Genomic DNA, 12,122 nt, shown 5'->3' with positions numbered 1-12,122 from the left:
TATGCTGGGACGCACTGCCAACAGCCTGTTCTGGATGTTCCGCTACCTTGAGCGGGCCGAGAATACCGCGCGCCTGCTCGAAGCGGCGCTGCGCATGGCGCTGACCCGCGATCTGGCGACGGCGGAGGCGGAATGGCGTTCAGTCATTGCGACGCTGGGCTTGCAGAAATCGTACGAAGCCCTGCATGATGGCTATGACGGTATGCAGGTCTGGAACTTCGTCCTGCGCGGGCCATCCAATCCCGGCAATGTCCGCGCCATGTTTGGCGGGGTGCGGTCCAATGCGCGCACGGCACGCACCAACATTTCGTCCGATCTGTGGGAAGCGGTCAACGAAAACTGGATGAAGCTGGAAACGCTGCTGGCCCGTCCGGTCGGGCAGATGGCCGTGGGCGAGGTGCTGGGCGTGATCCGCCGCGCCGGCACGCAGGTCCACGGTGCCTTCGATGGTTCGATGTTGCGTGACGAGGGCTATCATTTCTGCCGTGCAGGCACCTTCATCGAACGGTCAGATTCGACCGCGCGTATTCTCGACATGAAGTATTTCCTGCTGCTGCCTTCGCTGTCCTACGTTGGATCGAGCCTTGATACCGGACAATGGGAACAGGTGCTGCGATCGGTGGCGGGTGCGCGGGTCTATAGCTGGCTGAACGCCGGCCAGATCGAAGCGCGTGGCATTGTCGAATTTCTGGTGCTGGATGATCGCTTCCCGCGCAGCCTTGCCTTTTGTCGCAACGCCCTGCGTGCCTGTCTTGGCGCGCTGGCGACTACGCACGGCGTGGAAGGCGGCGCCGTTGCCCTGATGCGCGATTCCGATACCCGCATCAGCCATCTCAGCGTCGATCAGATATTCGAGCAGGGTCTGCACGAGTTTCTGATCGATTTTCTCGCCCGCAACGCCAGCATCAGCCAGGCCATTGCCGAGGATTACCGGTTCCGCGCATGAGCACGATGAAACTCAAGATCAAACACACCACCCACTATGCGTTTACGCAGCCGGTGGTCCATGCGCTCCAGCGGCTGCGGCTGACGCCCAAGGAAACGCAGGGCCAGCGGATTATCGAATGGAACATGACCTTCGATAACGCGCACGCTGAACTTCAATATGACGATCAGCATTTTAACCACGTCACGCTGATCGGGCTTGAGCAGGGCGCGCATGAGGTGACCGTGACCTGTGAGGGCGTGATTGAGACAGATGACAATGCCGGAGTGATCGGCCGGCATTCGGGCCACCTGCCGCTGTGGAGCTTTCTGCGTCAGACACCGCTGACCCGGCCCGGCGCCAAGCTGCGCGCCTTGCTGCGCGACGTGCCGGAACAGGCGAGCGCCGCGCCGCTCGAATTCCTGCACGCGCTGTCCAGCATGATCCGCGAACGCGTGATCTACGAAACCGGCCAGACCCACTCCGGCACCACCGCGGAGGAGGCAGTCGGCCAAGGCGCTGGCGTGTGCCAGGATCATGCGCATATCTTCATCGCCGCCGCGCGCGTGAACGGTATTCCGGCGCGCTATGTCAGCGGTTATCTGATGATGGATGATCGCATTCATCAAGAAGCGACGCATGCGTGGGCCGAAGCCCATGTCGAAGGACTGGGCTGGGTCGGCTTTGACGTGTCGAACGGCATCTCCCCTGATCCGCGCTATGTCCGTGTGGCAACGGGCAGTGATTACCGGGACGCTGCGCCCATAACCGGTATCAGCTTTGGCAGCACAGCGGATGAAGTGCTGACCGTGGGCGTTGCGGTGGAATCCCAGCCCACCACCAGCCAATCACAAAGCCAGAGCCAGAGCCAAAATCAGAGCCAGAGCTAAGGCCGGTTGTCGCCGCAGACCCACGCGCTTGTCCGCAAACTTTGCGCAACCGCGCGCTTCGGGCTAGGGCGCCGCTAACGGGATCGGGGCAACACAGGATGATGGTATGACCTATTGCGTTGGCATGGTGCTGGAAAAGGGCCTTGTGCTCATGAGCGACACCCGCACCAATTCGGGCGTCGACAACATCTCCACCTTCCGCAAGATGTTCCAGTGGAACGTGCCGGGCGAACGGATGATTGCGGTCATGACGGCGGGCAACCTTGCGACCACGCAGGCGGTGATCAGCCAACTTGACGAACGCACCAAGACGCCGAGTGAGCGGGACAATGCCCTGCTCAAAGGGCCGACCATGTTCCAGGTTGTGACCGAGATCGGGCGTCTGCTGCGCGCCACCATCGAAACCGCGCAGACGGTGAATGGCGAGGGCGGCAAGGGACGCTTTACCGCCACCATGATCGTAGCCGGGCAAATCGCGGGGATGCAGCCCCGCCTGTTCATGATCTATCCCGAGGGCAATTTCATCGAGGCCAGCTGGGACACGCCCTTCTTTCAGATCGGTGAAACCAAGTATGGCCGCCCGATCCTGCTGCGTGGATACAACCGGGAAATGACCTTCGAAGATGCGGTCAAGCTGATGATGGTCAGTTTCGACTCGACTCTGAAAGCTAACCTGTCCGTCGGCTTGCCGCTTGATCTGCTGGTGATCGGGAAAGACGAATTTGCCGCCACACACGAACATCGGATAACCGCGGACGACCCCTATTTTGACACGATTTCATCGGGTTGGGGGGATGCCCTGCGATCGGCCTTTCATTCTTTGCCGTCTTATCGGTTCAGCGATGACACTTAAGCGCTTTGCCTGATCTGGCTCCGATACGGAGCAAAATAATTCCATTGTTTGAGGCGCTTGGCCTATCGCGGAGACGGTAAATCGTCCGGATCGGCGGCGCTCTTGCGTGTAACCTTACATAGGTTAGCGCACAGACGATGGCATGACCCGCAAATCCTCCCTCCACTTCATCGATTCCTGCAGCCGCCAACGTGCAGAACTGGCCCGAGTGGGCTTTGCACTGGGGCATCATTGCGAGGTGTACGGGGATCTCTCCGAGCTTGCGGTGCACCCGCCCCGCGAAGGGATCATCGTGGCCCGCGATACCGCTGAGGACGGCGGTGTGGGGATGATCCTGGAACGGCTCGGTCGGCTGGGTATCTGGCTGCCGCTGATCGCTGTAGAGGTTCAGCCGCGGCCCGGCCGAATTGTCGAGGCGATCAAGGCCGGCGCGTTGGATTATCTGGCGCTGCCGCTTGACCCAGAACGCTTTACCCGTTGTCTGATGCGGATCGAGAAGGAGGCCGGACAGTTCGGCGCCGCCCGCCGCCGCATGATTGAAGCGCGCGACCGGATATCAGCTTTATCGGGCCGCGAACGCGAAGTGCTGGACTGGTTGGCTGAAGGCAGCAGCAACAAGGCCATCGCCCGTGAACTCGATATCAGCCCGCGCACGGTCGAAATTCACCGCGCCAACATGATGACCAAACTCGGCGCACGCCACGCGGCGGAAGCGGTCCGACTAAAATTGGAGGCGAAGCTGGAACCCAAGTTGCGGGCGTAGCGCCAAACGAAAGTGGCCCGGCTCCGCCTTTACCCCCGGCGAGACGCAAGCCCACGCAACCCGGTCTCTCTCAGCGTGTCCTCCTATGGCGGTCCCGGCTCTGCGGGTTTAGCAGACCGGGGCCGCCACATTCTCTTAATTTCGCCCCCCACTTTGCCGGCGCGACCTTTTCGTCATGCCCCCTTGCGCGGTTACCGGCAAAACTTCGCCCCTGTCCCTTCGAGATGGAAGTGATCTTCGTGCGCGGCATTGTATTCCGGGCCAAGCACGGTGCCAAACCGCTTGCAGGCGCTTTTGTGCACCACCCGGAGGAATTCGCGCGTGGCGGCGTCGCCGCGGTTCCAATCGCGCTTAACCTCCACACGGCGTCCGTTTTCCAGCACGAAAGCCGATACATCAATCGCCTCGGCGCGGGCATGGGCTGATCGGCGCTGGCTACCGGCCACATTGCGGCAGGAATAGGAACCCATCGTCTCGATCCGCGCAACCGGGCTGCCAAGTAAATCGCGGGCGGCACGATCAACGCCAAAGCGCGCCCAATCGCCAAAGGTCTTGGCGACGGTGCATTGAACTGGCCCCAGGTTGCTGAGGCCCAGCGGTGCGCGGTCTCCGGCCAGCGCCGTCAACTGCACGGTGCCCAACGTGTTGCACCCCGGCGCAGCGTAGGTATCGGGCAATGGGTTAAATCGTGCGCCGCTGTTGCCAAGATCAGCAAGGCAGCGGGCATCCTCAGGACGCGGCGCGTAGCTCTGCGGGGCGGACATGACAGGCACCGCCGGACGGGCTGGGGCGCGCGCCGCCTGACTCGCGCCGCCGGGCGCGGCGCCGCCGCTTCCGGGGATCAGCGAACCGCAGCCCGCCAGCATCACCGCGGCCGCCGCCATAATCACTGCACGAATTGTCGCTCGTCCCTTCATACTTAAGGACTATGGACTACGAATGGTTAACAGTCCGGAAACGAATGGCAAAAAACGACGTGATCGGCCGCCACAGCAGGAGCGCGAGGCTCAGGCGGTTGCGTCGCCCAGGTGGCGTGCGTCGCCTCGCGTCAGACCGCTCACCACCACGATCGCAATAAGCGCGGCGGCAAAGCCCGGAACGATTTCGTAAAGGCCGGGTCCGCCGAGGAAGGCTGAGTTCCAGCCCAGCGCGATCCATGCGGCGACCACGCCCGCACCCGTTACCAGACCCGCCACCGCGCCCGCGCCGGTCATGCCGCGCCCCTCGTCGCCATTCCAGGTCAGCGCCAATAAGATCAGCGGGCCGAAGGCAGCGCCAAAGCCCGCCCATGCGTTGGAAACAAGACCCAGCACTTCGCTTTGCGGATCAGCGGCAATCACCATCGCTGCGGCTGCGACCAGCGCCACGGCGACCCGGCTGACATTCACCGCCTCACGCTCGGACGCGTTCCGGCGCAGGAACAGGCGGTAGAAATCCTCTGTCAGCGAGGAGGAGGAAACCAGCAGCTGCGAGGAGATCGTGCTCATGATCGCCGCCAACAGCGCGGCATAAAGAAAGCCCGTCACGGCGGGGTGGAACAGCAATTGCGCCAGTACGATGAAAATCGTCTCTGGATCGTCAATCACCAGTCCGTTGCGCTCAACATAAGCGCGGCCTGCCAGCCCGAGGCCAAGCGAACCCACGAGCGCAATCCCCATCCAGCCCATGCCATAGGCTGCGGCGCGGGCCACATTCTTCACCTTGTCGATCGCCATGAAGCGCACGATGATATGGGGCTGGCCGAAATACCCCAGACCCCAAGTGACCGCGCTGATAAATCCGATCGCCGTCAGCCCCTGGGTGAGGTTGAGGAAACCCTCGACCGGGACCTGCGCCAGGCTTCCTCCCGCCGATCCGCCGGGGCCGAAGATCACCACCATCGGCATGATGATCAGCGCCACCATCATGATCAGGCCCTGCACGAAATCGGTGAGGCTGACCGCCAGAAACCCGCCGACCATGGTGTAGGCCAGCACGATCCCGGCGGTAATGAAAATGCCCATCATGTAATCGGACATTCCCGTGTTCGGGAGGATGCCGGCAAAGGCGGTCTCGAACAACTTGCCCCCGCCGACCAGCCCTGCGGCGGTGTAGACGGTAAAGAAGGCCACGATGATGATCGCGGACGTGACCCGCAGCATCGTGCCGCGTTCTGGAAAGCGGTTGGCGAGGAATTGCGGGATGGTGAGCGCATTGCCCAGCCTTTCGGTCTGTTCGCGCAGGCGCGGTGCAACGATGTTCCAGTTGGCCAGCGCGCCCACGAACAGCCCGATGCCGATCCACGCCTCGACGAGGCCAGCGGTGTAAAGCGCGCCCGGCAACCCCAGCAGCAACCAGCCCGACATATCTGATGCGCCCGCACTCAGCGCGGCGACCGAAGGCGGAAGGTTGCGCCCGGCAAGCAGGTATCCGGCGCTGTCCTCGGTCGACTTGCGCCAGGCATACAGCCCGATGGCAATCATGAGCACGAAGTAGGCAGCGAGCGAAGCAAGGGTATAGGCATTCATGGAGGGCGGGGTAACAAGAAGCGGCAGCGATTACTACCTTGCGCACGGCACGGGGCGCTTCTGAACGGCCCATGACCCGCCAGCACGAATTGTCGCACAGGCATCGTCTTGGCCGGACCTTGCCACGGCTCGCGGTTCGGTTCTTCTAAAAACACGACGAGCCGTGTTGCATTGCAACATGCCGATGGAACATCGTTACCACACGCCTAGTTAGGCACGGACATTCCAGCAGGAATTGTGATCAAAGTTCAAAGTTATTTGGAGTTTTCAATGACATTCGCAAAGACGTTAACCTTTACCAGCGGCTTGGTAGCGCTGTCGATCTCGTCGGCTGCGTTCGCGCAGAGTGACGACCGCTACTACAATGGCCCCTATATCTCGGGCGCCATCAGTCTTGAAATGCCCGAAGACCGGGGAAGCGATTCCATCGTGTTCGATACGAATGGCGATGGCACCTTCGGAGATTCCGTGAACACGGTGACGGGCGCCAATGCGTTCGCGCCCGGCTTCTGCCCTGGACCGGCCCTTTCAGCAGCTTCGGCGCGCTGTGGCGGCAACCCGCAAACAGAAGGCTATGCGCTGCGCATCGGTTATGACCGTCACCTCGGCGACGGACCCTTTGTAGCTGGTGTGTTGATTGAAGGTGCCCGTCAGGGTGCCGAAGAGTTCACGACGGGCTTCAGCACCACACCTGCATCTTACACCTTTGGCCGCGAAATTGATTGGACTGCCACTGCGCGCGGTCGTGTCGGCATTTCGCCGGGCGATGGTCGGACCCTGTTTTATGGCACCGGCGGTGCGGGCTTTGCTCGGATCGATCGCACCTTCACCACCACCAATGGTGCAAACTCCTTCACTCCGGAAGATTCGCGTGATTGGCAGTTTGGTTATCAGGTCGGCGGCGGCGCCGAGCTGATGTTGACCCGCAATCTTGGGCTGGGTCTTGAGTACCTGTATTCAAGCTACAACGATGACGATTACACCGTTGCCGTTGGTCCGGGCACCGCGCCTGCAACCAACCCGTTCCTGATCGATAACGGCGGCACAGATATGCGCCTGTCGAACGACCGGTTCGATTTTCACTCACTGCGCGCAACCGTGAACCTGCGCTTCTAATCGGTGATCGTCACCGCTCGAAAGGGCGGTGACAAACCCGGATACGAAAAAGCCCCCGCGTCAATTTCGACGCGGGGGCTTTTTTCATGCACGCATCAGGTGGCGGCCTAGATCGCCTCAGCTATCCTTCTTGCGGCGCATCTTCTTGCGTTCGTTCGGGTCCAGCTCGGCCTTGCGCAGGCGGATCGATTCAGGCGTCACTTCGACCATTTCGTCATCATCAATGTACGCAATCGACTGTTCCAGCGTCATGCGGCGCGGCGGGGTGAGGCGGATTGCTTCATCCTTGCCGCTCGACCGGACATTGGAAAGCTGCTTGGCCTTCATCGGGTTGACTTCCAGATCGTCAGGCTTGGCGTTCTCGCCGATGATCATGCCCTGATAGACCTTCATCTGCGCGCCCACGAACAACTCACCGCGCTCTTCCAGCATGTTGAGCGCGTAGGCATTGGCCTCGCCATCACCGTTGGAGATCAGCACACCGTTGATGCGGCCTTCGATCGGGCCTTTGTAGGCGTCATACTTTTCAAACAGACGGTTCATGATCCCGGTACCGCGTGTGTCGGACAGGAATTCGCCGTGGTAGCCGATCAGTCCGCGTGACGGGGCGGAGAAGGTGATGCGGGTCTTGCCGAGGCCCGAAGGGCGCATCTCGGTAAGATCGGCCTTGCGACGCTGCATCTTTTCAACCACCGTGCCCGAGTGTTCGTCATCCACGTCGATCACGACGGTTTCATACGGCTCCATGCGCTTGCCGCCTTCTTCGCGGAACAGCACCCGCGGGCGGCTGATGCCGAGCTCGAAGCCTTCGCGACGCATCGTTTCGATCAGCACGCCCAACTGCAATTCACCGCGACCGGCGACTTCGTAGGCGTCCTTGTCTTCGGACTCGGTCACGCGGATCGCGACGTTGGTTTCGGCTTCGCGCAGCAGGCGGTCGCGAATGATGCGGGTGGTGACCTTGCTGCCTTCGCGCCCGGCAAGCGGGCTGTCATTCACCGAGAACCGCATCGCCAGCGTCGGCGGGTCAATCGGCTGCGCGGCAATCGGTTCGCTGACCGAAGGATCGCAGATGGTGTTAGCGACGGTCGCCTTTTCGAGGCCCGCCAGCGCAATGATGTCGCCCGCACGCGCGACTTCGACCGGAACGCGCTCCAGCCCGTCAAAGCTCATCAGCTTGGTCGCGCGGCCCACTTCGACGACCTTGCCGTCCATGTCGATCGCATGGATCGGATCATTGACCCGGATGGTGCCCGACTGGACCCGGCCGGTGATGACGCGGCCCATGAAATTGTCGCGATCGAGCAGCGTCGCCAGGAAGCTGAACTTGGCGTCGGGATCGAGGCCGGGCGAACGGACATGCTCGATGATCTTTTCAAACAGCGGAGCAAGCGTACCTTCACGCCGTTCCTGGTCCTCGCTGGCGTAACCATCGCGGCCCGAAGCGTAGAGCACCGGGAATTCGAGCTGGTCGTCGGCAGCATCCAAGCTGACGAACAGATCGAACACTTCGTCCAGCACTTCTTGCGGGCGGCCATCGGGACGGTCGATCTTGTTGACGACCACGATGGGGCGAAGGCCCAGCGCCAGCGCCTTGCCGGTGACGAACTTGGTCTGCGGCATGGCGCCTTCGGCGCTGTCGACCAGCAAGATCACGCCATCAACCATCGAAAGGATGCGTTCCACCTCGGCGCCGAAATCGGCGTGGCCCGGGGTGTCGACGATATTGATGCGGGTCGTGTCGCCATTTTCCGAATGCCATTCGACACTGGTGCACTTGGCCAGAATGGTGATCCCGCGTTCCTTTTCGAGATCGCCGGAATCCATGGCGCGTTCTTCAACCCGCTGATTCTCGCGGAACGTGCCCGATTGGCGGAAAAGTTGGTCAACCAGCGTGGTCTTGCCGTGGTCAACGTGGGCGATGATCGCGATATTTCTAAGGGCGGACGACATGCGAGGGAAACTTCCGGTGAAAAGCCGGACACACGATGCGTCCGGGACAAGAAAAACAGGCACCGCAGGTGGCGCGATGCGTTAGGTACTGTTCATGGCAGGTTAGCGACAGCGGCCGGACGCTACGGCAAGCGCCGCTGATACGTCCGAGTGCTGCGTTGCAACATCGCGGTGGCGCCTAGCGCAACACAAGCCCGGGGGCAAGCGCGGGGCGCAGCCAGCGCAGCAACACGGCGCAATCGAGTGTGACTCTGGCGCAACAATTCTCCCGATTGGCCGCGAAAAGCGCCGTGTGGGCGCTTGTGAGTGGGACAGCACTGGCTTATCACCGCGATCGCATGATCACGGGAGAGAGCACACGGAAACGTGTGTGCCCAACAAAGGGCACCGGGATCGCGGCGTATTTTGGAGAGGAGCTTCCATGCATTCGACTTTCACCGGCTTTGCCGGCGCGTATCGATTCACCCTGCTTACAGGCGCTGCTACCTTTGCCCTGGCCATGCCGGGCACGGCCTTCGCTCAGGATCAGGTGCCTGACGTCGAAGAGCTTGAAACGTCCAATCAGATCATCGTTACAGCGACAAAGCGCGCTCAGACCTTGCAACAGACCCCGGTTGCTGTGTCGGTGACCTCTGCCGAAACAATTGAGCAGGCCCAGATCCGCGACATTGCTGATCTATCGTCGGTTGTTCCGTCTTTGCGCGTGTCCCAGTTGCAGAGCGCTTTTGCTACCACCTTCTCGATCCGTGGGTTCGGCACAGATGGCAACAACCTCGGGTTTGAACCGTCAGTTGCGGTGTTCGTGGACGGCGTTTATCGCAGCCGCGCCATTTCGCAGATTTCCGATCTTCCCAACCTTGAGCGTGTTGAAGTCCTGCGCGGACCGCAATCGACCCTGTTCGGCAAGAACGCCAGCGCGGGCGTGATTTCGCTCGTCAGCTCAGCGCCATCGTTTGATCTCGAAGGCAATGTCGAAGTATCTTACGGCAACTACGATGCCGTCGTAGCGCGTGGTTACATCACCGGTCCGATTTCCGACACGATCGCCGCAAGCTTCGCCGCCGGGATCAACAAGCGCGATGGCTTCATCACCAATGGGTTCAACGGCGATGACATCAACGATCGCGATCGCTGGTTCACCCGCGGCCAGTTGCTGTATGACAATGCCGAAAACTTCACGTTCCGCATTATCGGCGACTATGACGAGCTGAACGAGAAGTGCTGTGGCGTCGTCAATGTCCGTCCTTCGGCAGAAACCGGTTTGATCCAGCTGCTCGGTGGCCAGCTCAACGCGCCCGGCACCGAACTTGACGATGTCATCTTTTCTGATGTTGTTCCCTTTAACCGGGTCAAGAACTGGGGTATTTCCGGTCAGGCGGATTACGATTTCGGGAATATGACCCTAACGTCGATCACGGCGTATCGCGACACGTCAATTAGCGCAAATCAAGACGTCGACTTTACCAGTGCCGCCATCGCCAGCGGCGCGCAGATCGGCCAGTCCGACATCACGACCTTCACGCAGGAACTGCGGGTTGCATCCGATTTCGACGGTTTTGTGAACTTCCTCGTCGGCGGTTACTACTTCAAGGAAGATCTTGAGGTTTCGGACCAAATTGTTTTTGGCGAAGGCTTCCGTCCGTTTGCCAACGGTCTGATCTCGGCCGGATCGGGCGGCGCACTTAACCTTGGATCGCTCGAAGCATTGCTCGGGGCTCCGTCGGGAACCTTCTTTGGCAACGGCCAGGGCTTCTTCAGCAATTTTAAGCAGGATAACGAGGCCTACTCGATCTTCGGTCAGCTTGATTTCTCGGTAACCGATCGCCTTACTTTAACCGTCGGCGCGAACTACACCAAGGATGCCAAGGATGTGGTGTCGAACGGGCGGACGACCGAAGGATTTTCGCAGGTCGATCTGGACGCGGCGCAGTTTGCGCCGTCGCGCAACCTGTTGCTGTTCCAAGGCGCCTTGGCGCAGACCGTGGGCAACGCCCTCGGGCTTGGTCGATCGGCCACTGCGGCTGAAATCGGGGGTTTCGCGGGTGCAAATCAGGCCGCATTCGGCCAGATCAGCGCGGGCGCGCAGGCCTTTGCCACCGCAAACCAGAACAACCCTGCCGCCAATCCCTTCAACGGTTTGCGCGCATTTCAGTTCTTGCCGCCCATCGTCAACATTCCCAACGCCGTTGAAGACGGGCGGACACGCGACGATGAGGTAACGTACCTGGCCCGCGCCAATTATGAAGTGACCGACTCCATCAACGTGTACGCAAGCTATGCGACGGGTTTCAAAGCAAGCTCGTTCAATCTTTCGCGCGATTCGCGTCCATTGCCGGGCGACTTTTCACGGATCATCAGCCAAGGCCTTGGCGTTCCCAACCTTCGTCCGGGCACCCGATTTGCTCTGCCTGAGACATCATCCGTCTATGAACTCGGGATCAAGGCCAACTGGAATATTGTGGCTGCAAACCTGACCGTATTCCAGCAGACGCTCGAGGACTTCCAGTCCAACACCTTCATTGGCAGTTCTTTCGTGCTGGCAAACGCGGGCGAACTGGAAACCTTCGGGATCGAGTTTGACGGTTATGTCCGTCCGACCGACTCGCTCACGCTGTCGCTGGCGATGACCTATCTTGATTCAAAATATGTCAGCTTCCCAGGCTCGCCGGTGGGCGATCTGTCGGGCAGTACGGTGTCGGGCGTTCATCCGCTGAGCGCATCGTTTGGCGCGACGTGGGACAAGGATCTGGCCAATGGCGACCGTGTGATCCTGCGCGGCGATTACCAGTATGAGTCGCCTGTGCAGATCCTTGATGGTCTGACGAACTTCATCGGCGTAAATCCCGACGGAACGCCGGATTTTGAAGCTGCCCGTAACGCCGCGCGTGCGTTCACACGTGAAGTAAACAACGTCAACGCATCGTTCACCTATGCGCTGGACATGGGTCTGGAGTTTACGTTGTGGGCGCGCAATCTGCTTGATGATCGGTATATCACGACGATCTTCCCATCGGTGGCGCAAGGGCAGTCGATCTCCGGCTATCCCAACCAGCCACGCACCTACGGCGGCCTTGTGCGCTTCCGCTTCTGATTGGACAGATTACGATAGCAAAAG

Annotated in this window: 9 protein-coding genes; 6 read left to right on the top strand and 3 right to left on the bottom strand. The window is 60.7% G+C overall.

Annotation, left to right across the window (positions count from 1 at the left end):
- Position 1 precedes the first annotated feature (1 nt).
- From ACRANW_RS13125 to ACRANW_RS13110, 4 genes are all read left to right on the top strand, one after another.
- Entirely contained in the window at positions 2-946 is a 945-nt protein-coding gene (locus ACRANW_RS13125; protein WP_479432212.1) for an alpha-E domain-containing protein, read from the top strand.
- 5 nt (positions 947-951) lie between these two features.
- Positions 952-1,815, top strand: coding sequence for a transglutaminase family protein (locus ACRANW_RS13120; RefSeq protein WP_479433953.1), 864 nt, complete (start codon positions 952-954; stop codon positions 1,813-1,815).
- 106 nt (positions 1,816-1,921) lie between these two features.
- Positions 1,922-2,668, top strand: coding sequence for a proteasome-type protease (locus ACRANW_RS13115; protein WP_479432211.1), 747 nt, complete (start codon positions 1,922-1,924; stop codon positions 2,666-2,668).
- A 142-nt stretch (positions 2,669-2,810) separates the two neighbouring features.
- Positions 2,811-3,431: a response regulator transcription factor gene (locus tag ACRANW_RS13110; RefSeq protein ID WP_479432210.1), complete on the top strand. Its 621-nt coding sequence runs from the start codon at positions 2,811-2,813 to the stop codon at positions 3,429-3,431.
- Positions 3,432-3,622: 191 nt separating this feature from the next.
- On the opposite strand, the gene ACRANW_RS13105 is transcribed toward ACRANW_RS13110, so the two are convergent.
- A complete protein-coding gene (locus tag ACRANW_RS13105; protein ID WP_479432209.1) occupies positions 3,623-4,315 on the bottom strand; it encodes an extensin family protein in 693 nt (230 codons plus the stop codon).
- A gap of 123 nt (positions 4,316-4,438) precedes the next feature.
- Positions 4,439-5,938 carry a sodium/proline symporter PutP gene (gene putP / locus ACRANW_RS13100; RefSeq protein ID WP_479432208.1) on the bottom strand — a complete coding sequence of 500 codons (1,500 nt, stop codon included), beginning with the start codon at positions 5,936-5,938 and terminating at the stop codon, positions 4,439-4,441.
- Positions 5,939-6,208: 270 nt separating this feature from the next.
- Between putP and ACRANW_RS13095 the strand changes: the two genes are divergently transcribed.
- On the top strand, positions 6,209-7,054 hold the full coding sequence (locus tag ACRANW_RS13095; protein WP_479432207.1) for an outer membrane protein: 846 nt from the start codon (positions 6,209-6,211) through the stop codon (positions 7,052-7,054).
- Positions 7,055-7,171: 117 nt separating this feature from the next.
- Here the strand turns inward: ACRANW_RS13095 and typA are convergent, their stop codons facing one another.
- On the bottom strand, positions 7,172-9,007 hold the full coding sequence (gene typA, locus ACRANW_RS13090) for a translational GTPase TypA (protein ID WP_479432206.1): 1,836 nt from the start codon (positions 9,005-9,007) through the stop codon (positions 7,172-7,174).
- Positions 9,008-9,428: 421 nt separating this feature from the next.
- Here typA and ACRANW_RS13085 point away from each other — a divergent pair, with 421 nt between their 5' ends.
- A complete protein-coding gene (locus ACRANW_RS13085; RefSeq protein ID WP_479432205.1) occupies positions 9,429-12,098 on the top strand; it encodes a TonB-dependent receptor in 2,670 nt (889 codons plus the stop codon).
- The last annotated feature ends 24 nt before the right edge of the window (positions 12,099-12,122 follow it).

The sequence above is a fragment of the Erythrobacter sp. 'gip.4 top 5' genome (assembly GCF_056495765.1).
This window is presented reverse-complemented; position numbering and strand designations above follow the sequence as displayed.

Excerpts from the sequence above, each read along its gene's own strand:
- typA (WP_479432206.1), bottom strand. The coding sequence starts at position 9,007 with ATGTCGTCCGCCCTTAGAAATATCGCGATCATCGCCCACGTTGACCAC.
- ACRANW_RS13125 (WP_479432212.1), top strand. The coding sequence starts at position 2 with ATGCTGGGACGCACTGCCAACAGCCTGTTCTGGATGTTCCGCTACCTT.
- ACRANW_RS13120 (WP_479433953.1), top strand. The coding sequence starts at position 952 with ATGAAACTCAAGATCAAACACACCACCCACTATGCGTTTACGCAGCCG.
- ACRANW_RS13105 (WP_479432209.1), bottom strand. The coding sequence starts at position 4,315 with ATGGCGGCGGCCGCGGTGATGCTGGCGGGCTGCGGTTCGCTGATCCCC.
- ACRANW_RS13095 (WP_479432207.1), top strand. The coding sequence starts at position 6,209 with ATGACATTCGCAAAGACGTTAACCTTTACCAGCGGCTTGGTAGCGCTG.
- ACRANW_RS13115 (WP_479432211.1), top strand. The coding sequence starts at position 1,922 with ATGACCTATTGCGTTGGCATGGTGCTGGAAAAGGGCCTTGTGCTCATG.
- putP (WP_479432208.1), bottom strand. The coding sequence starts at position 5,938 with ATGAATGCCTATACCCTTGCTTCGCTCGCTGCCTACTTCGTGCTCATG.
- ACRANW_RS13085 (WP_479432205.1), top strand. The coding sequence starts at position 9,429 with ATGCATTCGACTTTCACCGGCTTTGCCGGCGCGTATCGATTCACCCTG.
- ACRANW_RS13110 (WP_479432210.1), top strand. The coding sequence starts at position 2,811 with ATGACCCGCAAATCCTCCCTCCACTTCATCGATTCCTGCAGCCGCCAA.